Source organism: Methylobacterium sp. Ger2507, from assembly GCF_055231875.1.
In genome coordinates this window covers 4,735,571-4,758,258 of the sequence record NZ_JBUYVC010000001.1, presented here as the reverse complement: position 1 = coordinate 4,758,258, position 22,688 = coordinate 4,735,571, and the positions used below count along the sequence as shown (strand labels likewise).

Here is a 22,688-nt window from a genome sequence, read left to right as displayed (position 1 = left end):
GTGTCTCTCGGGTGATAGACAACGGTTCTCAAAGCTGCAACTTCCGAAGACATTCAACGTTTCCGGCGGTTTTTTGCGGTCGGAAACACGGCGGAATCTCGGTGTGATCCGCTGCACTGCAGGCCGAAAGGGGCCCATGAAGCGTCTCACGACATTGGCCCTGATCGCCGGTCTGTGCACAGTCGTCGGCCTGTTCCTGTCCTCTGGCCTGGAAGACGTCGCGGCCGCGGTCGTCAGCGCCGGTTGGGGCGCGCTGATCGTGGTTGTCGCCCGAGGTTTTGCCGTAGCCTGGGCCGGTCTCGGCTGGTTCGTGATCTTCCCGAAGGCGACGCGCCCGACACTGCGGGACTGCCTCACGCTGCGCTTCGTGCGCGAGGGTATCAACACGTTGCTGCCGGTCGCCCAGGTCGGCGGCGACTTCGTCGGTGCCCGTCTCCTGACCAAGCGCGGCGTCCCCGGCGGCATCGCCGGTGCGAGCATGTTCGTCGACCTGATGACCCAGGCGGTAACTCAATTCCTCTTCACCGTGGCGGGCGTCGTTCTCCTCGCCTGGATCGCGGGGGATGGCCCGATCGTCCGGACCGTGACCGGCGGCCTTGCCCTAGCTGCTCCCGCCCTCGGTGCCTTCTATCTCATCCAGCGCCGAAGCGGTCACAAGGTGATCCAGGCCTTGGTCAGCCGGTTCGCCGGCTCGCGCGAATGGCGCGCGCTCGGCGCTATCGACGTACTCTACGACAGCCTCAAACGACTTTACGGCCATCGCGGCCGTGTGGCCGGTGGTCTCGGCATTCACCTCATCGGCTGGTTCATCGGCACCGTCGAGGTCTACGTTGCCCTCCACTTCATGGGCTACCCTGTCAGCATCGTCGAGGCGGTGGTGATCGAGAGCCTGGCCCAGGCGGTCCGTGGCGCCGCCTTCGCGGTACCGGGTGCCCTCGGCGCCCAGGAAGGCGGCCTCATCGCCCTGTGCGCGATCTTCGGAATCCCGGCTGAGGCGGCGCTGGCCCTGTCCCTGGTCAAGCGCTTGGCGGACTTGCTCGTCGGGGTGCCTGGTCTCTTCGCCTGGCATGCTCTTGAGGGATCGAAGCCCGATCCGGTTATGGCACCGGAGCCCCAGAGCGAGCCTGGCTTGCGGCATGACCTCCTGGTCCCAGTGCTTGCCAATGATTTGGGTGGACGGCCCCGCACCGAACCCCAGCTCGGAGAACTCAAGAAGTGCGCCTGAAACGCGTTGCTGTCGCGAGCCTCGTCGCGGCCCACCTGCTCCTCGGCTCGGCCGCCCATGCGATCGACGATCCGGCCGCAACGTCGATCGGCAAGGTCTACGCGACCTTCGAAAGCGCCCTGAAAAGCGCACCGAAGGATGTCGGAGCCCGTGCGGCGACCATCGGCCCGACCCTGAGCGAGACCTTCGACTTTCCGGCGATGATCCGTCTGGCCACCGGGGCCAAGTGGAAGACCTTCACGCCCGAACAACAGGGTGCCCTCACGGACGCGTTCGGACGCTACTTCACCGCGACCTACGCCACCCGCCTCGCGCAAGCCTCCGGTGGCAAGTTCAGCGTAAAGCCGCAAAGCGAAGCGCGCGGTCCGAACCGCGTGGTTCAGACCGAGGTCGCCAACAAGGACGGCGATACCTCGCAGGTGGATTTCCTGGTCGGCCCGGAAAACCGGGTGCAGGACGTCTATCTCAACGGCAATGTCAGCGAGGTCGCGAGCCTTCGCGGCAGCTTCTCGGAGCCGCTGAAGACCGGCGGGGCGGATGGCCTTCTCACCTTCATGCGGGATCGCACCGCCGGCATGCTCGCCGTCAAACCAGCGCCTTAGAGTTGCGACAGAGACGCCCGGACTTTGTTCCTCCCGTACGACAAACGATTCGCGCCGCTCGACTTCGCGGCACTCTCACGAGCCCCGTGACCGAGCGATGCCCCTGATGGACCTGACTTGGCTCTCGCATCTCCTGCCGCTGATCGCCCTGGTCGGTTGCGTGTACGGACTGACTGCCGCTGCCTTAGCCGGGCGTTTTGCCCGCAAGGCAGCGCCGGCCCTGGGTGATGGGGCGCCGTCCGTCACGATCTTGAAGCCGCTCTGCGGAATCGAGCCAAACCTGTACGAGAATCTCGAGACTTTCTGCCAGCAGGCCTATGCCGCGCCCGTGCAGGTGATTTTTGGCGTTCAGAACGCTGCCGATCCGGCGATCGCCGTCGTCCGTCGTCTGCAGGCCGCCTATCCGGCGCTTCGGCTCGATCTTGTCATCGACGCGCGCCAGCACGGTTCGAACCGAAAGGTTTCGAACCTCATCAACATGTCGACCCGAATTTCCCACGAGATTGTGGTTCTTGCCGACAGCGACATGGTGGTGAAGCCCGACTACCTCGGCCGAATCGTCGGTGAGCTGAGGCAGCCGGGCGTGAACGGGGTGACTTGCCTGTATCATGGGGTCCCTGCGCATCGGGGGATCTGGGCCCATCTCTCCGCTCTCGCCATCGACGTGCAGTTCTTGCCCAACGTGGTGATGGGCACGTCGCTCGGCCTCGCACAGCCTTGCTTTGGATCCACCATTGCCTTCTCCACCAGGGCACTTGGCGAGATCGGCGGCTTCGAAGCCTTCCGCGACGACCTCGCCGACGACTATGCCATCGGCGAAGCGTTGCGCGCCAAGGGCGGGGTCGTTGCAATCCCGAGCTTCACCATTGGGCACACCTGCGTCGACACGGATCTGGCGAGCCTGTGGAGCCATGAGCTTCGCTGGAACCGCACCATCCGCAACGTCGATCCTGCCGGCTATGCCGGATCGTTCGTGACCCATGCCTTTCCGCTCGCCCTGATCGGAGCTTTGGTCCCGGATGCTGGAACCACGGCCCTGGCCGTGGCGGCCTTCGCCCTGGCGTGCCGGATCATCCTGTGCGTCCGCCTGGAGCGGGCCTTCGGCCTTGCTCCGCATCCCTACTGGCTGTTGCCGATTCGCGACATCCTATCCTTCATGAACTTCATCTGGAGCTTCGTCTCCGGTGCTGTGACATGGAAGGGCCATGATTATCGCGTGGTTGCGGACGGTACCTTGATCCCCGAGACGACGCTTGGGCGCGATGCTGGTGCATCGTCACTCTGACCTTCCGTTTATTCTCCCATTCAACTGTCCCCTGTTCTCGCTGAGGCCTTGAACCCCATGCGCACCCTCTTCCTGCAGGCTCCCACTTTCGACGGCTTCGATGGCGGTGCCGGTTCCCGCTATCAAGCCAAACGCGAGATCAAGTCGTTCTGGTACCCGACCTGGTTGGCCCAGCCTGCCGCCCTGGTGCCGAACTCGAAGCTGATCGATGCCCCGCCGCACAACATCAAGCTGAGCGAGATCGTGGCCCAAGCGCATGATTTCGACCTGGTTGTGCTGCATACCTCGGTTCCGTCCTTCAAGTCGGACGTGAAGACGATTGAAGCCCTCAAGGCCGAGAACCCGAAGCTCATCGCCGGCCTGATCGGCGCCAAGGTCGCGGTCGATGCCGCTGGCGCGATGGCCCAGGCCCCGGTGGTCGATTTCTGTGCCCGCAATGAGTTCGACTTCACCGTCAAGGAAGTCGCTGACGGCACCCCGATGTCCGAGATCAAGGGGCTGTCCTATCGCGATGCCAATGGCAACGTGGTCCATAACGAGGACCGCGAAATCATGACTGACATGGATCAGCTGCCGTTCGTCACGAGCGTGTATAAGCGCGATCTCCAGATGGAGAAGTACTTCATCGGGTACCTGAAGCACCCCTATATCTCGTTCTACTCGGGCCGTGGCTGCAAGTCGCGCTGCACCTTCTGCCTTTGGCCGCAGACGGTCGGCGGTCATACCTACCGCACCCGCTCGGTCGCGCACGTGATCGAGGAGATCAAGTACTGCCTGAAGGAGTTTCCCCAGACCAAGGAGTTCTTCTTCGACGACGACACCTTCACCGATAACCTGCCGCGCGCCGAAGAAATCGCCCGCGAACTGGGCAAGCTCGGTGTGACTTGGTCGTGCAACGCCAAGGCCAACGTTCCGCGCGATACCCTGAAGGTGCTCAAGGACAATGGCCTGCGCCTGCTGCTCGTCGGCTACGAGTCCGGCAACCAGCAGATCCTGAACAACATCAAGAAGGGTATGCGCGTCGAGGTCGCCGAGCGCTTCACCAAGGATTGCCACGATCTCGGCATCGCCATCCATGGTACTTTCATCGTTGGCCTCCCGGGCGAAACCCGGGAGACGATCCAGGAGACGATCGCGTTCGCCAAGCGCATCAATCCGCACACGATCCAGGCCTCGCTGGCGGCACCGTATCCCGGCACTTTCCTGTACAAGCAGGCGGTGGAGAACGGCTGGCTGGACGTCGCAAACGCGGAACTCGTCGACGAGAACGGCGTGCAGATCGCACCGCTGCACTACCCGCACCTGTCACATTCCGAAATCTTCGCGGCTGTCGAGGAGTTCTACCGGAAGTTCTACTTCCGCGCTCCGAAGATCGCCTCGATCGTTTCCGAGATGGTCCGTTCGCCCGACATGATGAAGCGCCGTTTACGCGAGGGTGTGGAGTTCTACCGCTTCCTCAAGGACCGTCAGACCAGCGCTGCAGCCTGAGCTCGACGCAGGTTCGATTCGATACCCAGACACAATGAGGCGGCCGGGCTGGAAAGCCCGGCCGTTTCGCGTCGTCGGGCTACAGCCCCTACCTTAGGGGGAGGGTCCCGCCTCCCGTTACCCGGAGTCGTCCTGTGAAGCGCTTGGTCGTTACCGCCGATGATTTCGGCCTGAGCCTTCAGGTCAATGAGGCGGTGGAGCAAGCGCATCGTGACGGCATCCTCACCGCTGCAAGCCTGATGGTATCTGCCCCGGCCGCCGATGACGCCGTGGCTCGGGCTCGGCGTCTGCCCTCCCTGCGCATCGGTCTTCACTTGGTGATGGTGGAGGCTTGGCCGACCCTGCCGCCTGAGCGTATTCCCGATCTCGTCACCCCGGACGGTCTGATCCGTAGCGATATGGAGCGACTCGGCCTCGACCTGGCCCTCAAGGCCTCGGTGCGGCGCCAACTCTCGGCTGAAATCGAAGCACAGTTCCAGGCCTTCCGCGCGACCGGCCTACCCCTGGACCACGTCAACGCCCACAAGCATTTCCACGTGCACCCGATCATTGCCGGTCTGGTGCTCGCAGCGGGTCGTCGTCATGGCATGCGGGCGATCCGGGTTCCGCGCGAGACCCGCGCGGTCCTGCGGGCGGCAGAGCCGGGCGCAAATCCGAAGCCCGCCCTCGACACAGCACCCTGGGCGGCCTTGCTGGCCGTACGGGCGCGCCAAGCAGGCCTCCTGATCCCCGACAGGACTCTCGGACTCGCCTGGTCCGGGGCGATGACGCCAGCCCGAGTGCAGGGGCTGTTGGCGCACCTGCCAGACGGATTGACCGAACTCTACACTCATCCCGCCACGGGGAGCGGGTTTCCCGGCGAGGCGCCGGGTTCTGCCTATGTGGCGGAGCGTGATGCGCTGGTCGCCCCCGAGAGCCTCGCGGCGGCCGCCGGCTTCGTAAGAGGGGGATTTTCAGACTTTCTCGCCTGAGGACAAATCAAGACTGATGGCGAACGAAGAATGGGCGCGGCGGGGACCCGCGCCCATTCTTCGTCTTATGGAATTTCCGCGCGGCCTACTTGGCCGAGACCGTTTCCGCGGCCTTGGCCCGGGTTACGGGCGGTAGAGCGGCATCGCCCTCGGGACGCTTCGGGTCGGGATGCTTCGGCGGCGGCCCGAGGAACGCCGGAACCACGAAGAAGGCTGCCACCAGGGTGAAGAACAGCGACAGCGCGAGAAGCTTGCCCATGCTGGCCGTGCCCGGATGGCTGGAGAGCACCAGTGAGCCGAACGCCGTGCCGGTGGTCAGCGCCGAGAAGAAGATCGCTCGCGTCAGGCTGGAGGCCAGCATGTCGGTCACGCCCGCCCGCCAAGCGATGACGTAGTAGATGTGGAAGGCCACGCCGACCGCCAGCATCAGCGGCATCGCAATGATGTTGGCGAAGTTCAGCGGCATCCCGACGATATGCAGGGCCATAAGCGTCCAGAGGGTTGCCAGCACCAGCGGCCCGAGGGTCATCGCAACGTCCCACGGCTTCCGAAGCGCCACCGACAGGATGATGAAGATCAGGACGAGTGCGGTGATCGCCGCCTGCAGGAAGGCGCCCAGAATCGTATAGCTCGACGACGTCGTGGCGACCGGCGCGCCGGTGGCATGCGGCGCGACACTCTGCACGTCCTTGGCGAAGTTCCGCAGCACCTGGTTGTCGTTGGCGTCCCCGCTTGGATGGACTTCGATGCGTGAACGTCCATCTGCGGCGATCCATTCGGCCTTCAACTTAGGCGGAAGGTTGTCGAGGGTGATCTTCTCCGGGTTCAGGAGGCCGGACAGACGCGAGAGCAGGGTCTTCAGATCCGTCGTCAGTGCAACGCTCGCCGCCTCGCGGGTCGCGACCGGAGCAGCTGCCAGTTTGTCGAGATCGGTCGCAAGCTCGCCCGCTGCCTTGGCGCCCGGAGCCGTGGAGCCCGCCGCGATACCGCGCAGGGCCGTCACCGCCTCCTTCATCGCCTTGACGTTGTCGGCATCGGTCGGCGGCGGCGGCTTGCGGCCGGGATTCAGGACCGGCCCCAGCAACTGTGCGGTCTCAGCGATAATGGCCAGTTTCTGGTCTTGGTCCGGCGGCACGAAGGTGTCGATGTCGATGACCTTCGCCACGGATTTCAACTTCAGCAGCTTCTCCGCAAGCGCCGGCACCGCGGCCGCCGAGGGTGCCATGACGTCGATGATGTTTGGGCTCGTCGCCGGGTCCTTGATCAGATCGAGATAGGTCGAGATCGATTCCACCTTCGGGCTGCGCAGATGCATCGGGTTGGAATCGAAGGGCAGCTTGAACAGCAGCGGGATGCCCGCGAGCGTGATCAACCCGACGCCGATCAGGATCGGCTTTCGGTTGCGGATGATCCACGGATCGACGCCCGCGAGCCAGGCGGTCTCCACCGGTTCGCGCTCACCCTTGGGCTTGAACACCGCGATGAGGGCCGGCAGCAGGGTGAGGCTGAACAGGTAGGCGACGATCATGCCGACGCCGGCGATGAGGCCCAGCTCCGAGACGCCTCGGAAGGCAGTCGGCAGAAAAGCGAAGAAGCCGGCGATAAGCGAGATGGCCGCCAGGGTCAGCGACCAGCCGACGCCCCGACCTGCCGCCCGCATGGCCGAGAGGAGGTCGGGCTGCTCGAACCGATCAGCACGGTAGCGAACGGCGAACTGGATACCGAAATCGATGCCGAGGCCCACGAAGAGCGCCGCGAAGGCGACCGAGATCGGGTTGAGTTCGCCGACCATCAGCAGGCCGAGACCCGCAGTCACGATGAGGCCAGCGAAGGTGGTGATCAGGACCGCGCCGATCAGCGGGGCCGAGCGGAGTGCAAGCCACAGGAACAGCACGATCGCACCGACCGTGACGCTGTAGTTCAGCAAAGCGTCCTCTGAGAGGGTGGCGAACTCGTCGTCAGCCACTGCGACGGGGCCGGTCAGACGCATGCGTGGACGCTCGGCGAATTCCGGGCCCCCAAGGGTATTGATCTTGAGTTCCGACGCGACCTTGCGCACCACCTCTGTCGCGTGGGCGCCGGGCTGTAGCGCGTTGTAGTCCAAGACGGGCTGGATCATGACGAACTTGCGCAGATCCGTGCTCTGCGTCTGTCCGTTGGAAAGCAGCATCTGCCAGGACATGCGCGCAGGCTCGCCGGCCAGGACCTTGCGCACGGTGGCGTCGATCTGGGTCATCGGCCGCTCGAGATCCTCGAGCTTGGCATCGCCACTCTTGATGCCGCGGGCGCCAAGGCCGAGAACGCGCATGATGCCGCGAAGGGACGGGTCGGCAGCCAACGGTCCGAGGAGGCCCTGCTGCTGGACGAGTTGCTCCGTGGTCTTGGTCAGCTCTTCCTGCGACATCAGCAGGAAACCGTTCTTCTCGTAGAAGGCGCCGCCGTCCGGACGGTAGACCGACTCGATCATGGTCTTGTGTCTGGCGATCGCCGCCGCGAACTCGGCCGCCGCCTCCTCGGCCTCCTCCGGCGTCTTGCCGTCGATGACGGCCACCAGGGTACCGGTCCGCTGCGGGAACGCAGCTTCATAGTTGATCTCGTCCTGACGCCAGGGGACATCCTTGTCGATCAACCGCTCGACATCGGTATTGATCTTGAAGAGATGAGCGGCCGCACCGGCGCTGGCAACGGTAATGAGTGCGACGAGAGCTATGACCAACCAGCGACGCTGGACGGAAAACGCGACGAGCCGTTCGATCACGAGTGTCCTACCTGCTTCAGCGATCTCATTCCGATGCAAGCACGCCGACTACCGGCGCTGCGGCCGACGCGGCTGCACAAGGGGAATCGATCTGTTCGATGCCGCCGGTTATCACCAGTCGCCGCGAATCCCGAATCTCAGCGTCCAGCGCCCCTAGGAAACCCAAGCGGGGCTCCCGGAAAGGCACTGATCAACCGAATCGCATGACATTGACGACATTACGTGAATGGCCGGTTCACCTATCGACCCAACGGCAGGAATGCAACGCAAACAAGGCGAGCGTTCCGGCTTGGAACCTTTTGTGCGATCTCGCACTGCGTCCTCGTCGCGTACCACGTCTGGATACGGACAGCTGATGCGCTTTCCCCACGGCCAAGCTGGGGCTCTGGCATGCGGCTTTCGAATAGGAATATGGGCATCCGATCGGGTTATAGGCGGTCTGTGATGGCGGGCTTCGGCACGAGAGTGCTGCATTCTGTGGCCGGATAGTTTCAGCTGCCGCCGAACTTGTCGGAACGGCGCCGTTTCGGGGCCTTTCGGGATGGTTCCAAGCTAGCTTGCTGGAATTTGGCCTTTTTTCACGCTAAGCAGCCCGATACATCGGGGCCAACAACAAGGAGCCGCGTCTTGGGCATCCCTATCCGGTACGTCGCGAAGATCGGCGGCTACATTCTGAAACAGCACCTCACCGGTCGCAAGCGCTACCCGCTCGTGATGATGATGGAGCCGCTGTTCCGCTGCAATCTTGCTTGCGCCGGTTGCGGGAAGATTGATTACCCGGACGAGATTCTGAACAAGCGCCTGCCGGTGGCCGACGCTCTCGAATCCGTGCGCGAGTGCGGTGCACCCGTGGTGGTGATCGCTGGTGGCGAGCCCCTGCTGCACAAGGATCTGCCGCAGATCGTCGAGGGCATCATCGCCCAGAAGAAATTTGCCATCGTCTGCACCAACGCGCTCCTCCTTGAGAAGAAGATCAAGGAGTATAAGCCCAGCCCGTACTTCACCTGGTCGATCCATCTCGATGGCGACAAGGAGATGCACGACCAGTCGGTGTGCCAGCGTGGCGTCTACGACAAGGCCGTGGCGGCCATTGCCAAGGCAAAGGAGATGGGCTTCCGGGTCACCATCAACTGCACCTTCTTCAACAACTCGTCGGCCGACAAGATCGCCAACTTCTTCGATAGCGTCACGAAGATGGGCATCGATGGCATTACGGTCTCGCCGGGCTATGCCTACGAGCGCGCGCCCGACCAGAAGCACTTCCTGAACCGCAAGGCGACCAAGGAGCTGTTCCGGGGTGTGTTCCGGCACGGCAAGGAGAAGGGTCGCGAGAAGTGGACCTTCCAGCAGTCGAGTCTGTTCCTCGACTTCCTGGCCGGTAACCAGACCTATCATTGCACCCCGTGGGGCAACCCGACCCGGACCGTGTTCGGATGGCAGAAACCCTGCTATCTGCTCGGCGAGGGGTATGCGGCGACCTTCAAGGAGCTGATGGAGGAGACCGACTGGGATTCCTACGGCACCGGCAACTATGAAAAGTGCGCCGACTGCATGGTCCATTCCGGTTACGAGGCCTCATCGGTAGTCGATTCCGTGAAGAAGCCTTGGAAGCCGCTGATCCATGCCATCCGTGGCATCAAGACCGAGGGCGACATGGCGCCCGAAGTCAGCCTTGAGAACCAGCGCCCGGCCGAGTTCGTGTTCTCGCGCAACGTCGCCCAGAAGCTGTCCGAGATCAAAGCTTCGGGTGTGGACACCAAGCGCGAAGCTCGCAACCGCACCGCAGCCTGATCCGCTCCACCTATGTCGAACGAGGAAACCCCGTCCTGCTCTGGCAGGCGGGGTTTTTCGTTTTGAACCGCCCTTGCGCAGGAGGGTCTGACGCCAGAGGGAGACAGGTGTAACTGAGGCGGGCTCGGAGCTTAGAAAGCCGAAATCCCGCGCTTGCGGGACGGAACGCCGAGCCCGCCGCCATCGGGAACGGCTGTCCGTGTCGTCGGTTCGGACGTCACCGGGACAGGCTGAGCAACAGGGGCTGTTGCGGCGGCTGCGGAAGGAACCTTGCCGACGCGCTCGATGCGGACCCCGACATAGTCGCCCCGCCGCCAGGCGACCCGGACGAGGCACAGAAAATCCCGGCCGATGATCCGCAGCATGAAGACCGGTGGAAGGTCCTGCTTGGCCCCGATGCAGATCCGGGCGCCGGATTTCGAGACGTCCTTGACGGTGCAGGGAATCTCGGTCCCGTCCCGGAACCGGATGGTGGCGATCCAATTGGTCGGGCTGCGCTCCTCGCGGCGCGGTACCGGCGCGTCCTGAGCCTGCTCCGAATGCTCCATGTCGGTCGTCAAAGCCCCATCTCCGCGATCGGCTCGCGCTCGAATTCTATAGGGCCGAGACTCTTTACAGATGGATAGTGTTTCTCGGGCAAGGCCGGTTTGACTGCGCGGGAAACGGCTCTCCCTTCACGTTTTCGCGAAACCCGGGATCGAAAGGCTTGACGATGGTCATTCGCAGCGGGCGAGCGTCCCGGCCTTTCGAAGTGCAAGTGACCGACGGATCTGGTTTCCCTGATAGCCCAATCGAGCGCTACAAGCGCGGAGATGCGGCGGAAGCGCCCCGGAAGCCTTGCCTTGCCGGCGCGAATCCTGATAAGGCAAGCGCCTTTCCGCGATGCATCGACACATCGCCGAGGCCGCCGTCAGGTGCCTCGTTCCCGAGACCCTATGGACAGGCGGCGGGCTGATCGCTCGACCGACGTGAGACCGATGAAGATTCGCAACTCCCTCAAGTCCCTCCGCGGCCGTCATCGCGACAACCAGATCGTGCGTCGCAAGGGCCGTGTCTACATCATCAACAAGACGCAGAAGCGCTTCAAGGCCCGTCAGGGCTGAAGGGTTTGCTGCCGCCCCCGAGGGGACGCGGCAAGCGCGCACGTTGACGTGGCGATGCGAGGCGAGGAAGCTTCGCCCATGTCGCCACACGATCCCGCCCGACCCTGCCTGAGAGCCGCGCTTGTCGCGGCTTTCTGCGTTCTCTCCGTGCCGCTCGTCCGGGCGGCTCCGGTCCGGGAGGCGGCGAAGCCGGAGAAGAGCCAGCCGCTTTCCCTGGACGACCTCTATGCTCGCCTGAAGGCCGCCGGCGACGATGCCGAGGCCAAGGGCGTCGCCCGCCTGATCGAGCAGCGGCTGGGCCGGTCCGGCAGCGCCACTGCCGACCTTCTCACGGAGCGGGCCCGCCAGGCGATGTCCGGCCAGGATCTTCCGCTGGCGATCGAGCTGATGGACCGGGCCACGACCCTGGAGCCCGGCTGGTCCGAGGGCTGGAATCGGCGCGCGACAGTGTTCTGGATGCTGTCCGATCCGTCGGCGGCCATCGCCGACCTGCAGCGTACGCTCGTTCTGGAGCCGCGCCACTTCGAGGCCTGGGCGGCCCTGGGGCGGATCTACCAGAGCCTCGACGACAAGGGCCGTGCCCTGGAGGCATTCCGGCGGGCATCGGCCCTTTATCCCCGCATGGACCGGCTCCAGACCGCCATCGACCGCTTGGCGCCCGACGTCGACGGTCGCGACCTGTAGCCCCCATGTTCCTCCTCAAGCTGATCGCCGGTCTCCTGGCCGGCGGCCTCATGCTGGCGCTGATCGCGGCCGGCATCACCCTGCTGATCTCGGCGCGCATCGATGCGCGCTATCCGCCGGCTGGCCCCTTCGTGGCGGTGACGGGCGGCCGCATCGCCACGATCCAGGCCGGCCCGAATCCCTCGGCGCGGGGCACCGTGGTGCTGCTGCACGGGGCCTCGGCCAATGCGGCCGATCCGATGACAGATCTCGGCCGGCGCCTCGCCGCCGAGGGGTTCCGGGTGGTGGCCCTCGACCGGCCGGGCTTCGGCTGGAGTGACCGCCCCGGCGGCAGCGCCCTGGCGACGCCGCGGGCGCAGGCCGCCGTGATCGCGGAGGCGCTGGCGAATCTCGGCATCGGCCCCGCCCTCGTGCTCGGCCATTCCTGGTCCGGAGCGCTGGCGACCGCCCTGGCCCTCGATCATCCGGATCGCGTTTCGGGGCTCGTCCTGGTGTCGCCGGCGGTGATGCCGCTGCCCGAGATGGGGCCGATCCCCTGGTACTACCGCCTTGCCCTGGTCCCGCCGGTGACGTGGCTGCTGAGCCGGACCGTCGCCACGCCGGTCGGTCTCTATTACTTGGGACCGGCCGGGCAATCGGTGTTCAAGCCGCAGAGCGCGCCGCCGGGCTACCTGGAGGCCAGCCGCGCCGCCCTCGTCCTGCGACCGGCGACGATGCTGGCCAATGTCCAGGACCTGATGGCGCTGCCGGCCGCGCTCCAGCAGCAGAGCGCCGCCTACGGGCGCATCGCGGTACCGACCGTGATCGTCACCGGCGACCGCGACGCCATCGTCCCGGCCGAGCGGCATGCCCGTCCGCTGGCCAGGCTCATCCCGGGCGCACGGCTCGTGGAGCTGCCCGGCATCGGCCATATGGTCCACGCGGTGGCGACGGAGGCGGTCGTCGACGAGGTGGTCCGCCTGTCCGAATCCGTCACCACTCACTGAGCCGCGCCGCCGCAACGAACCGGCGGCGCGGCTCCGTCATGAACCTCACGCCTTGGCGGCGTGCTCGCGGGTCACGAAGGCGATACGCACCAGATTGGTGGCGCCCGGCGTCCCGAACGGCACGCCCGCCACCACGATGATGCGGCCGCCGATCTCGGCGAAGTTTTCGCGCACCGCGAACTTGGCGGCGCGGAACGCCATGTCGTCCACGTCGCTGGCGTCCTTGGTGACGATCGGGTGCGTGCCCCAGCACAAAGCGAGGCGCCGGGCCGTCTCGCGCTTCGGGGTCAGCGCGATGATCGTCGCGTTGGGCCGCGATCGCGCGAGACGCAGGGCGGTCGAGCCGGAATGCGTCCAGGCCATGATCGCCGTGAGGTTGAGGGCGTCGACCATCTGGTGCGCCGCCGCCGCGATCGCGTCCGAGGCGGTGGCGTCGGGCTCCGAGCGCTGGGCCGTCAGGATGGTCCAGTACAGGGCGTCGCGCTCGACCTGCTCTGCGATCCGGCTCATCATCGAAATCGCCTCGATGGGGAACGAACCCGATGCGCTCTCGGCCGAGAGCATCACCGCGTCGGCTCCCTCGTAGACGGCGGTGGCGACGTCCGAGACCTCGGCGCGGGTCGGCACCGGGGCGGTGATCATCGATTCGAGCATCTGGGTCGCGACCACGACCGGCTTGCCCATGCGGCGCGAGGCGCGGGTGATGCGCTTCTGCACGCCGGGCACCTGCTCCAGGGGCATCTCGACGCCGAGATCGCCGCGCGCCACCATCAGGCCGTCGGAGATCTCGATGATCTCCTCGAGCCGGGTCAGGGCCTGCGGCTTCTCGATCTTGGCCATGATGAGCGCCCGGCCGGCCGCGACCTTCTTCACCTCGGCCACGTCCTCGGGACGCTGCACGAACGAGACGGCGATCCAGTCGGCGCCCGCCGCGAGGCCGGCCTCGAGGTCGCCACGGTCCTTCTCGGTCATGGCGGCGACCGGGATCACGGTGTCGGGGAGAGAGACGCCCTTGCGATTCGAGATCCGGCCGCCGACCTCGACGCGGGTCACGGCGCGGCCCTCGGACACCTCCGTCACGGTCAGCCGCAGCTTGCCGTCGTCGATGATGACCACGTGGCCCGGCTCCAGGGCGGAGAGGATCTCCGGATGGGGCAGGAACACCCGCGACACGTCGCCGGGGGTCGGGTCGCTGTCGAGCACGAAGGTGGCGCCGTTCGCCAGCATCGCCGCACCCTCGGCGAAGGCCGCCACGCGCAGCTTCGGTCCCTGGAGATCGACCAGGATCGCGATCGGGTGCTTCAGCTCCCGCTCGATCGTGCGGATCACCTCGATCTTCTCGGGCAGCTTTTCCCGGGGCAGATGGCTCATGTTGAGGCGGAAGACGTCCGCGCCGGCGCGAAACAGCTTCTCGATCATCTCCGGCGTATCGGAGGCGGGACCCAGGGTCGCGATGATCTTGGTGCGGCGTGAGCGTTTCACTGTGGTCTCCATCCCCGAAATCAGGCCTCGCCGGTTTCAGACGACCGGCGTTGAGCGAAGGGCCACAAGCACCGATGGGGCCGGCGCGTCAAGAACGCCGGGCCGCCCCCGAGCCCGGTCCAGGGGGTCGCGATGCGCTGCTGGCATGCGCGCGCGGCCCCGCCGCCGATCCCGGCGCGGGGTTTCACCGACGCGGGAGACGCGGGACGCCGCGAAACCACGAAGGGAAAACGAAGCCGGTCTCCCGGCGTCCCTGGGCGCGGCCCCGGAGGGTCGAACCTGTCACGTCACGGCGTCCTCTACGGCGTCGGCGACTCGGCTTATGGCGGCCCTCCTCCACGGTCCGTCGCCCCCTATTGGGAGGCGGCGGCCCCTGGCGGCCGGCTGATCATGGCCCACGGCCCCGTACCCGCCTCGTAGTGGGCGGGTCGTCCGTTGTCTGGAGGTGCCCCAGGTTTGCGGGTCCGGCCTGAAGAGGCCCAACCCGCGCCAAGACACCCTGCGTCGCGCGGCGCTGCCCGGGGCGATGGCGAAACCGGGCCATCGGCGCGGGCGCCGTCTCGTCCTCCCAAACCCCTCGACCCGGTCCGCCCAAGGGCCTCCCGTCGGGGGGAGGCGAGTGGCGGCAGGAAAGCACGAAATAGGAATATTGTCAATGTTTTTGTGGATGGACATTCGACGTTCTGCGCGGCCCTCCGCGCCCGGATTCACGACAGCCGGACTGCGGAAACGAGGACTTCGACGCGCGGTCTTGCCGGAACGGACCGGGATGGTATCGGACTTCAGGTCCCGACATCCACCGCACGGCTGCAAGATTCGGCATCGTTTCGGCCTCGTCCGTCCCAGTATCGGCGTGGCCCAGAACCGCCGGCTTTTCACGAAAGCCACGCCGCGTCGGCGGAGCTATGAATTCGGCTCAGAATGACCAATCGATTTTGAATGCGGCGCTTTGCTCATGATCCTTCGAGCATATCAGCTCAATAATAAGGCACAGCAGCGATCAGCTGCTAAAATATTCGCAGCACCGACAATTGCCACCTCAACGGGCACATGCAACTTTCGCGCAAGGCGTCTTGGCCCATGCCGTCGTCGATAACTCGAACTCGCGCTTTGCCGACTGAAATCTTCAGTCCTGACCGATCGCGAGCACTTCGCGGACTCTTGCAGCGAAAGGTTTCAGGATGGATCACGATACCATGCGGCGCGCGACCGCCGAGTTCTTCGGCACCTTCTGGCTCACCTTCGGCGGCTGTGGCGCCGCCGTTCTGTCGGCTGCTTTTCCGGAACTCGGCATCGGCTTCCTCGGGGTGGCCTTCGCCTTCGGCCTCACCGTGCTGACCATGGCCTATGCGGTCGGGCACATCTCGGGCGGCCACTTCAACCCGGCCGTGACCCTCGGACTCTGGTCGGCCCACCGCTGCGCGAACCGGCACGTGCTGCCCTATATCGTCGCCCAGGTGATCGGCGCCGTCGTCGCGGCCGGCGTCCTCTACGTGATCGCGTCGGGCAAGGCCGGCTGGGTCCCGAACGGGTTCGCGTCGAACGGCTACGGTGATCTCAGCCCCGGCAAGTACGGTCTCGCGGCCTGCCTGATCATCGAATTCCTGACGACGTTCTTCTTCCTCTTCATCATCGTCGGCACGACCTCGAAGGGCGCCGCCACGGGCTTTGCCGGCATCCCCATCGGGTTTGCTCTCGTCCTCATCCACCTGATTTCGATCCCGGTGACCAACACCTCGGTCAACCCAGCTCGCAGCACCGGACCCGCGCTGTTCGCGGGCGGCGAGGCCGTGATGCAGTTGTGGCTGTTCTGGCTCGCGCCGATCGCAGGCGCGATCGCGGCCGGCGCCATGGCCCGGTGGCTGTATGAGCCCGCCGACACCGTCAACACGACCGTCGTTGAGAAGCGGGCGACAGCCTGAGGGCGAACCATGGCGCGCGAGCCCTGAGCCGGCCCGCGAGCCGGTGAGAACGATCCCCCGGCCTGGCCGAACCTGACAGGGTGGGGCCGGACCGGGCCTCATCGCCACCAGGAGGGCGCAGGTGGCCCGAGCCGGGACGTCCGTCCCAGGGGCTCGCCGTTGCGACACGGGCTTTGGCCGCCTGTCACGGCGTCGGCGTCACCGGCTGGTTGGGGTCGGTGAGCTGGATGGTCCAGCTTTTCTGCTCGCCGGTGTCGACCTCGTAGAAGCCGTTGCGGTCGAGACCCCGGGCGAGACAATCCTCGACGCCGCGGATCGTGAACTCACGGTCCTTGGTGCACATCAGCGAGCGGCCGCTCCACTCGCCGCCGCGCGTGTAGTCGACCGCGTAGACGTAGTAGAACCGCGCCGCGAGGGCTCCCTTCACAAGCGTCTCGCAGACCTTGGGCGCGACGTCCCACCAGCCCTCCGTCACCCAGCCCTGCGGGTCGCGGTAGCCGAGCGCGATCCCGACCTTGCTGGCGGTCTGGTTGCACATGCGCAGGTCGGCGCGGGCCGGCACCGGCACGAGGATCGCCGCAAGGCACGTGACGGCGACCGTGCCAGCGACCGCGCGGGCGAGCCGGGCCAGCTGTCCGCGGCGTTGGTCGCCGTTTCCAGCCCGAAGCGCGGCAACCCAGGGCAGGACCCCGCCGGACGACGCCGCGACGCCGCTCCCTCTCCGGGAAGGAGAGGGCTGGGGTGAGGCGTGGGTCGTGTCCGGAGAATCCATACGCCTCACCCTGCCCGTTTCCGTCCAGGAGAGGGGACCCGAGGTGACCGTGGACCCATCGAAGACCCGGGACCGCCCGCCGGCGCACCTAGCCAACGAGGATGATGCGGCAATCGTTGACATTGGTGCGTGTCGGACCCGGCTGAACGAGGTCGCCGATGGTGGCGAAGAACTTCGTCGAATCGTTGTCGGCCAGCATCGCGGCGGGATCGAGCCCGGCGGCGCGGGCGCGGGCCAGCGTGGTCGGGTCGACCAGGCCGCCGGCCGGATCGGTCGCCTCGCCACGGCCGCCATCGGTGCCGTCGGTGTCGGCGGCGATGCCGAGGATGCCGGGGGCGCCGTCGAGCGCCAGGGCGAGCGCCAGGGCGTATTCCTGGTTCGGGCCGCCATGGCCTTCGCCCTTGATCGTGACCGTCAGCTCGCCGCCCGAGATGATGGCGACCTTGCGCCCGGCCGCCGCCATCTCGCGGGCCATGCCGGCGTGCTCGGCCGCGACCTCGCGGGCCTCGCCCTCGACGTCGGGTCCGAGCATCACCGGCTCGTAGCCGGCCGCGGACGCGGCAGCCGCCGCGGCCTCCAGGGCGTCGATCGGCCGGGCGATGATGCGGTACTCGGCCCGGGCGAAGGCGGGGTCGCCGGCCTTCGGTGTCTCGTTGGCGGGATCGTTGAGGAGCGCCTTGGCGGTCTCCGGCAGGGGGATGCCGCGCCGCTCGCAGATCGCGCGGGCATCGGCCAGAGTGGACGGGTCGGGTACGGTCGGGCCGGAGGCGATCACCGCCGGGTCGTCGTGCGGCACGTCGGAGACGGCGAGCGTCAGGATCGAGCGGGCGTTGCGCGCCATCATGGCGAGCCGGCCGCCCTTGATCCGCGACAGGTGCTTGCGCACGCAATTGATCTCGTTGATCGGCGCGCCCGAGCGCAGCAGGGCCTTGGTGATGGCCTGCTTCTCGGTGAGCGTCAGGTCGCCGGCCGGGGCGATCCAGTTGGCCGAGCCGCCGCCCGAGAGCAGCACCAGCACGTCGTCGTCCGGCCCCGCGTCGGCGGCGATCTTCAGGGTGTCGATGGTGGCGTCGATGCCGGCTTGGTCCGGCACCGGGTGTCCGGCTTCGACCATGCGAATCATCGGCGCCTCCTCGCCGTAGCCGTGGCGGGCGACCGCGAGGCCGACGATGCGGCTCGGATCGACGCCGTGCTCCTCCCGGTAGAACCGGCTCGCGACGGCCGCCATGCTGCCGCCGGCCTTGCCGGCACCCAGGATGATGAGGCGGCCCTGGCCGGGCGCCGGCAGGTGCGGCACGAGGCAGCGCGCCGGGTGGGCGGCGGCGATCGCCTCGTCGAGGCAATGCAGGAGCAGGGCGCGGGCGGTCTCGGTCGAGTTGGAGTCGGTCGAATTGGAGTCGGTCATGGCGTTTCCGTATTCCGGTGGTCGATCGCGAAGGCGGCCCGGTGGTTGTCCTCCGGATTGTTGTGCCCCCGGCATGGTGCCGGATTGTTGCCGTCGCGGCGCGATCCGCGATACGTGCTGTGCCCGACGCTCGCCGCCTCGGCAAGCCACGCATGACGGGTAGCCGTGCGTGACGGCGCATCCCCCGCGATGCGGCCGGGGCCTTGCTTCCTGCCGGCGAAACCGGTGCCGTTCGTTCCAACGCCGCCGCCCGCGCTCAACCGGACCCTGCCTTCCCATGCAGCCACCGCATCCCGTCGAGACCATCCCGGGCGATCCCGCCCGGGGCCTGCTCCTGATCTGCGACCATGCCTCCAACCACGTTCCGGCCGACCTCGACCAGCTCGGGGTGCCGGAGCACGAATTCGCCCGCCACATCGCCTACGACATCGGCGCCGCCGCGGTGACGCGCCGGCTGGCGGCGGATCTCGGCGTGCCGGCGATCCTGACCCGGTTCTCGCGCCTGATCATCGATCCGAACCGGGGCCGGGCCGACCCGACCCTGGTGATGCGCCTCTCCGACGGGGCGGTGGTGCCGGGCAATGCCCGCATCGACGAGGACGGCAAGGCCGAGCGCGTCCGGCGCTTCTACGCGCCCTTCGACGAAGCGATCGACGCCGGCATCGCCGAGGCCGAGGCCACCGGCAGGCGCCCGGCCATCGTCACCATCCACAGCTTCACGCCCTATTGGCGCGGCGTGCCCCGGCCCTGGGAGGTCGGCATCCTGTGGGACCGGGACGACCGCATGAGCGTGCCCCTGATCGCGGGCCTGCGCGCCGATCCGGCGGGGCTGACGGTGGGCGACAACGAGCCCTACGGCGGCGGCCTGCCCGGCGACACCATCGACCGTCACGCCATGGCGCGCGGGCTGCCGAACGCCCTGGTGGAGATCCGCCAGGATCTCATCGTCGGCGAGGCGGGACAGGCCGAATGGGCGACCCGCTTCGCGCGCCTGCTCCGGCCGATGCTGCCGATCGCCGCTTGACGGCGGGGCCGGGCCGCCCGACCTCAAGCCGACAAACGGAGACAGCGCACCATGACCGAGATCGACGCCGCCACCCGCACCGAACTCGAGGCCGCCGTGTTCCGGCGCCTCGTGGCCCATCTGCAGGCCCGGACCGACGTGCAGAACATCGACCTGATGAACATGGCCGGGTTCTGCCGCAACTGCCTGTCGAACTGGCTCAAGGACGCGGCCGAGGCCAAGGACCTGCCGATGAGCAAGGACGAGAGCCGGGAGGCGGTCTACGGCATGCCGTTCGCCGAGTGGAAGCGGCTGTACCAGTCGGACGCGTCCCCGGAGCAACAGGCGGCCTTCGCCAAGGCGGCGGCCGAGCCGCACTAAGGTCCCGGTAAGCTTGACGGCTTATCGAGGCGGTTCCGGCGCCCCGCACCGCGCCTCGCATGTCAGGGACTTGAAACCACCATGGCCGCATCCGCCGCACCCGCCGTCGACGCCTCCTCCGTCGCCGCCGACCAGCTGAAGAGCTTCATCGAGCGCATCGAGCGCCTCGAGGAGGAGAAGGCCGGCCTCGCCTCCGATATCAAGGACGTCTACGCCGAGGCCAAGGGCACCGGCTTCGACACCAAGGCCCTGCGCAAGATCATCTCCCTGCGCAAGAAGGACCATGCCGAGCGCCAGGAGGAAGAGGCGATCCTGGAGCTGTACATGCAGGCGCTCGGGATGGTCTGAGCCGGGACCGTCAGCGGAACAGGCGCAGACCGGCGCCGAGCAGGCCCAGCCCCGCGATCAGGAGCGTGCCGCCGGCCCATTCGAGGGCGACCCGGCGGCGCGGGTAGCTTTGCGCGACCAGCGCGAGGACGATCCCCGCCAGCAGGCACGTCGCGCTGATCGAAAACATCACGATCCCTGGTCCTCCGCACCGCCTGCAACGCCATCTCGCGAAAGACGGTTGCCAAATCCTCCCGATGTGAGGGACTCACACCTTGTCCCGAGCCAGCGGGGCGGCGTCATACACCATATGGGTGATGCGGGGGCGTTCCCCCGTCCGGAAACTACGTATAGCGCCGGATGTCTCCAATTCTGCGCGGCGCTGGAGCCCGATAAAACGCAGTCGTTCGGATCAAGACTTGTCGAAGCGCCAAGCGCTGCTTCATCCGCGCGAGGCTGGCGGACTCGAGATCAGAAACGGTCAGGACACGGGTCCGACGCCCAAGGTCCGGTGTCGATGCCGTTGCTCACGTCCATCGCGGCGTGTCCGGCCGCCATCAGGACAGATCGCCTTGCCGAGACGGATACACACGGGGATCGGCCGTATTCCCACCGGATAACACCAGAACGGCAGGGCGAAAGACTGTCCGGCGCCGACCAGGGCACGCGTCGCCGACTGTTCCACATGCCCGGGCGAGACAGGGACGGAGCGAACACCGCCCGTCCCGATCGTCCGATCGCGGACCGGACCCGGTCAGCGGGTGCCGGGAACGCCTCGGGTCGAGGACCCGGTGAAGCGGGTCGCGGCGAGGTCGTCGCCGGGGCTGCGAACCGAGAAGCGGGTGGCGACACCGGCCGGCCGCGCCACGACCGCACCGGGCGCGCCGTCGAGCTTGGCCTTCGCGTTCGCGAGCCTGACCGGCGCCGCGCGGCTGGCGGGCTCCGCGTCGGAAGCGGCGGCCGCGAACAGGGCGCGAAGTTGGGTGCGCGAATCGGCGTTGGCCGGCACCGGGATTGCCGCGGAGCGGCTCGGCGTGGACGAGGACGGCAGGTTGGCCATCCCGACGGCACCGAGGCTCGCCACCTGGACGGCCGGCCGCGACGGCGGCAGCGGCATGGTCAGGGCCGCGGTGACGGCTGCGAACTCCGCCGGACGCCGGGGCGGCAGGGGCAGGACGATATTCGCCTTCGCGGGTTCGGAGGCAGCCGCATTCGGCGCTTCGGCGGTCAGCAGGCTCTGGGCGTCGCGTCCGTCGCGACGGAGGAGGGCGCCGTTGAGGGTCTCGTCGGCGGCGGGCGCCGCGTAGGCGAGGGCGGCGCGAGCCCCGACCGCATCCTCGGGGTCGGCGCTCGCGACGACGACGGGGGAGGGCTTCGCCCTCATTCGCTCGGACGTCCGGTCGGAGGCCTTGGCGGCAACCTGGACCGGCGGCGCGGTCTCCTGCGTGCGGCCACCGCCGAACAGGCTGGCGAAGAAGCCCTTGATGCTCGGGCCGTCATCCTCGTCCATCTGCGCCACTTCGGTGACGCCGAGCACGGTGCCGCCCCGCTGCAGGATTTCGGCCCGCGCCATCTCGTAGCCGGGGAGGGGGCGATTGTCGCTCGGCAGGTGGACGGTCTTGCCATCCGGAAATAGGCGGGCCAGCTGATCGTGGGTCATGCGCGGCCAGGACCGGACCGAGCCGACGTCGAGATGGACGAAGGGAGAGCCGGAGCGCGGATACCAGCCGACGCCGCCGCGCTGCATCCGCATGCCAATGGCGCGGATCTGATCGATCGACACGTCCGGCAGGTAGAAATCCATGGCCTTGCCGAGCATGTGCTGGCTGTACTCGGCCACCATCTTCGAACGCCGCCGCAGCATCGCGTTGGTGCCGGGTGAGCGATAGGCCGACACGACGTTGATCGGCTCCTGCGAGCCCACCGAACGATAGGCCTCCCACACCGTGTCGAAGAGGCGCGGGTCCATCTTGGTCGGCTCTTCCATGCGCCAGTCGCGCAGAAGCCAGTTCAACTGCTCCAGGGCGGCGCGGTCGTAGCGGCCATCCCGTTTGAAGGTGACGGTCAGGCTTTCCTTCGTGTGAGTGTGATAGATCGAGAGGGTCCGGGTGTCGCCGTTGGCCACGGCATCCTGGGTACCACGGGTTCCGCCGACCACCGCGAGGCCGATGCCGGCCGCGATGACCGCGAGGCGCCGGAGACGCGCCGGAGCGGGGAAGCGTCGACGCGTGGTCTGACCGTGTCGCAGAAGCTTACCCACCGTTGTCTCACCCTCTCCCGATCGCATGCGGGGCACGGATCATGGTGAACGCAAGGTTGCCGAAAACCGTAAACGTCCGGTTATCGGGTCCTCGACGCGTCGTCGGTTCAGGCGTTAACGGCTAAGTCTCAACCGTGGCGAAATCGTGCCCGGCTGTGCGGAGACGCACACCCAGGCTTATGGTCCTGTCGTCAAGACTATTCGCCCGCGATGGGAATGACGTCGCCAAGATGTCGGCCGGTC

The 22,688-nt window shown here is 66.9% G+C and carries 21 protein-coding genes; 13 read left to right on the top strand and 8 right to left on the bottom strand.

What is annotated here, in order from left to right; translation table 11 throughout:
* Positions 1–136: 136 nt before the first annotated feature.
* The 5 genes from ACV7NL_RS22110 (at position 137) to hpnK (ending at position 5,571) form a co-directional block, all read left to right on the top strand.
* On the top strand, positions 137–1,225 hold the full coding sequence (locus tag ACV7NL_RS22110; RefSeq protein ID WP_247634586.1) for a flippase-like domain-containing protein: 1,089 nt from the start codon (positions 137–139) through the stop codon (positions 1,223–1,225).
* Positions 1,216–1,827, top strand: coding sequence for an MlaC/ttg2D family ABC transporter substrate-binding protein (locus ACV7NL_RS22105; RefSeq protein WP_463356893.1), 612 nt, complete (start codon positions 1,216–1,218; stop codon positions 1,825–1,827). The genes ACV7NL_RS22110 and ACV7NL_RS22105 overlap by 10 nt, the downstream gene beginning before the upstream one ends.
* 106 nt (positions 1,828–1,933) lie before the next feature.
* Positions 1,934–3,112 (top strand): bacteriohopanetetrol glucosamine biosynthesis glycosyltransferase HpnI, encoded by a 1,179-nt coding sequence (gene hpnI, locus ACV7NL_RS22100; RefSeq protein ID WP_463356892.1) that lies wholly within the window; start codon positions 1,934–1,936, stop codon positions 3,110–3,112.
* Positions 3,113–3,169: 57 nt separating this feature from the next.
* A complete protein-coding gene (hpnJ, locus tag ACV7NL_RS22095) occupies positions 3,170–4,600 on the top strand; it encodes a hopanoid biosynthesis associated radical SAM protein HpnJ (protein ID WP_056180889.1) in 1,431 nt (476 codons plus the stop codon).
* A 134-nt stretch (positions 4,601–4,734) separates the two neighbouring features.
* Positions 4,735–5,571 carry a hopanoid biosynthesis-associated protein HpnK gene (hpnK, locus tag ACV7NL_RS22090; protein WP_463356891.1) on the top strand — a complete coding sequence of 279 codons (837 nt, stop codon included), beginning with the start codon at positions 4,735–4,737 and terminating at the stop codon, positions 5,569–5,571.
* An 85-nt stretch (positions 5,572–5,656) separates the two neighbouring features.
* Here the strand turns inward: hpnK and ACV7NL_RS22085 are convergent, their stop codons facing one another.
* The gene (locus ACV7NL_RS22085) at positions 5,657–8,329 is read right to left on the bottom strand and encodes an MMPL family transporter (RefSeq protein WP_463356890.1); all 2,673 of its coding nucleotides are present in this window, start codon (positions 8,327–8,329) and stop codon (positions 5,657–5,659) included.
* A gap of 627 nt (positions 8,330–8,956) precedes the next feature.
* Between ACV7NL_RS22085 and hpnH the strand changes: the two genes are divergently transcribed.
* Positions 8,957–10,120: an adenosyl-hopene transferase HpnH gene (gene hpnH / locus ACV7NL_RS22080; protein ID WP_463356889.1), complete on the top strand. Its 1,164-nt coding sequence runs from the start codon at positions 8,957–8,959 to the stop codon at positions 10,118–10,120.
* 131 nt (positions 10,121–10,251) lie between these two features.
* Here hpnH and ACV7NL_RS22075 read toward each other — a convergent pair whose 3' ends face one another.
* Positions 10,252–10,680 (bottom strand): PilZ domain-containing protein, encoded by a 429-nt coding sequence (locus tag ACV7NL_RS22075; protein ID WP_463356888.1) that lies wholly within the window; start codon positions 10,678–10,680, stop codon positions 10,252–10,254.
* 417 nt (positions 10,681–11,097) lie between these two features.
* On the opposite strand from ACV7NL_RS22075, the gene ykgO reads away from it, so the two are divergent.
* The 3 genes from ykgO to ACV7NL_RS22060 all read left to right on the top strand — a co-directional run bounded on the left by ykgO (position 11,098) and on the right by ACV7NL_RS22060 (position 12,893).
* Positions 11,098–11,223, top strand: a complete 126-nt coding sequence (gene ykgO, locus ACV7NL_RS22070; RefSeq protein ID WP_055886195.1) for a type B 50S ribosomal protein L36 — start codon at positions 11,098–11,100, stop codon at positions 11,221–11,223.
* 78 nt (positions 11,224–11,301) lie between these two features.
* Positions 11,302–11,907: a tetratricopeptide repeat protein gene (locus ACV7NL_RS22065; protein WP_156376004.1), complete on the top strand. Its 606-nt coding sequence runs from the start codon at positions 11,302–11,304 to the stop codon at positions 11,905–11,907.
* Positions 11,908–11,912: 5 nt separating this feature from the next.
* On the top strand, positions 11,913–12,893 hold the full coding sequence (locus ACV7NL_RS22060; RefSeq protein ID WP_463356887.1) for an alpha/beta fold hydrolase: 981 nt from the start codon (positions 11,913–11,915) through the stop codon (positions 12,891–12,893).
* A gap of 45 nt (positions 12,894–12,938) precedes the next feature.
* Here ACV7NL_RS22060 and pyk read toward each other — a convergent pair whose 3' ends face one another.
* On the bottom strand, positions 12,939–14,375 hold the full coding sequence (pyk, locus tag ACV7NL_RS22055; protein WP_056180953.1) for a pyruvate kinase: 1,437 nt from the start codon (positions 14,373–14,375) through the stop codon (positions 12,939–12,941).
* Between the two features lie 1,181 nt (positions 14,376–15,556).
* Between pyk and aqpZ the strand changes: the two genes are divergently transcribed.
* Positions 15,557–16,297 (top strand): aquaporin Z, encoded by a 741-nt coding sequence (gene aqpZ, locus ACV7NL_RS22050; protein ID WP_056180871.1) that lies wholly within the window; start codon positions 15,557–15,559, stop codon positions 16,295–16,297.
* A gap of 184 nt (positions 16,298–16,481) precedes the next feature.
* On the opposite strand, the gene ACV7NL_RS22045 is transcribed toward aqpZ, so the two are convergent.
* From ACV7NL_RS22045 to ACV7NL_RS22035, 3 genes are all read right to left on the bottom strand, one after another.
* Positions 16,482–16,928, bottom strand: coding sequence for a DUF1036 domain-containing protein (locus ACV7NL_RS22045; protein WP_056180951.1), 447 nt, complete (start codon positions 16,926–16,928; stop codon positions 16,482–16,484).
* A 229-nt stretch (positions 16,929–17,157) separates the two neighbouring features.
* The gene (locus ACV7NL_RS22040) at positions 17,158–18,474 is read right to left on the bottom strand and encodes a glycerate kinase type-2 family protein (protein WP_463356886.1); all 1,317 of its coding nucleotides are present in this window, start codon (positions 18,472–18,474) and stop codon (positions 17,158–17,160) included.
* Positions 18,471–18,734, bottom strand: coding sequence for a hypothetical protein (locus ACV7NL_RS22035; RefSeq protein WP_463356885.1), 264 nt, complete (start codon positions 18,732–18,734; stop codon positions 18,471–18,473). Before ACV7NL_RS22035 ends, ACV7NL_RS22040 begins: the two co-directional genes overlap by 4 nt.
* A 17-nt stretch (positions 18,735–18,751) precedes the next feature.
* Here ACV7NL_RS22035 and ACV7NL_RS22030 point away from each other — a divergent pair, with 17 nt between their 5' ends.
* From ACV7NL_RS22030 to ACV7NL_RS22020, 3 genes are all read left to right on the top strand, one after another.
* A complete protein-coding gene (locus ACV7NL_RS22030; RefSeq protein WP_463356884.1) occupies positions 18,752–19,498 on the top strand; it encodes an N-formylglutamate amidohydrolase in 747 nt (248 codons plus the stop codon).
* 51 nt (positions 19,499–19,549) lie between these two features.
* On the top strand, positions 19,550–19,858 hold the full coding sequence (locus tag ACV7NL_RS22025; protein ID WP_056180861.1) for a DUF1244 domain-containing protein: 309 nt from the start codon (positions 19,550–19,552) through the stop codon (positions 19,856–19,858).
* An 81-nt stretch (positions 19,859–19,939) separates the two neighbouring features.
* On the top strand, positions 19,940–20,206 hold the full coding sequence (locus ACV7NL_RS22020) for a DUF2312 domain-containing protein (protein WP_056180857.1): 267 nt from the start codon (positions 19,940–19,942) through the stop codon (positions 20,204–20,206).
* A gap of 10 nt (positions 20,207–20,216) precedes the next feature.
* Here the strand turns inward: ACV7NL_RS22020 and ACV7NL_RS22015 are convergent, their stop codons facing one another.
* Both ACV7NL_RS22015 and ACV7NL_RS22010 read right to left on the bottom strand, forming a co-directional pair.
* Positions 20,217–20,378, bottom strand: a complete 162-nt coding sequence (locus ACV7NL_RS22015) for a hypothetical protein (protein ID WP_156633846.1) — start codon at positions 20,376–20,378, stop codon at positions 20,217–20,219.
* Between the two features lie 561 nt (positions 20,379–20,939).
* A complete protein-coding gene (locus tag ACV7NL_RS22010) occupies positions 20,940–22,445 on the bottom strand; it encodes a peptidoglycan L,D-endopeptidase MepK (protein ID WP_463356883.1) in 1,506 nt (501 codons plus the stop codon).
* Positions 22,446–22,688: the final 243 nt, after the last annotated feature.